This is a genomic window from Pseudomonas sp. 67(2021), from assembly GCF_017491835.1.
In the GTDB taxonomy this organism is placed as follows: domain Bacteria; phylum Pseudomonadota; class Gammaproteobacteria; order Pseudomonadales; family Pseudomonadaceae; genus Aquipseudomonas; species Aquipseudomonas atacamensis.
Map to the genome: position 1 here is coordinate 1 of NZ_JAFGYL010000093.1, position 457 is coordinate 457.

1 protein-coding gene is annotated in these 457 nt (G+C 47.5%); it reads right to left on the reverse strand.

Annotation, left to right across the window (positions count from 1 at the left end; all coding sequences use genetic code 11):
* A partial coding sequence (locus tag J5M66_RS26670; protein WP_207817551.1) for an AMP-binding protein occupies nucleotides 1–457 on the reverse strand: 457 nt, incomplete at both ends.

Sequence of the window (457 nt, forward strand, 5' to 3'; positions counted from 1 at the left end):
TATTTATGGTCTGGCACCCCAATTACCTGTACGTCCGAAACTGCCGGATGGGTATAAAGAAAATCTTCAATTTCTTTCGGGAACAGGTTTTCCCCGCCACGAATGACCACATCCTTGATTCGACCCTTGATTTTGACAAAGCCTTCATCATCCATTTCAGCAATATCACCGGTATGCATCCAGCGCGCCGCATCAATCACTTCTTGGGTTTTGTCCTGATCTTCCCAATAACCCAGCATCACCGAATAGCCACGTACACATAGCTCACCCAATTGACCACGTGGAACCACCTTGCCATTTTCATCGACAATTTTAACTTCCAGATGCGGATGTACCCGGCCAACCGTACTGACACGTCGCTCGACACTATCTGCCGTTGAGCTTTGTGCACTCACTGGCGCAGTTTCGGTCATGCCATAACAAATCGTGATTTCAGACATATGCATCCGTTCAATCA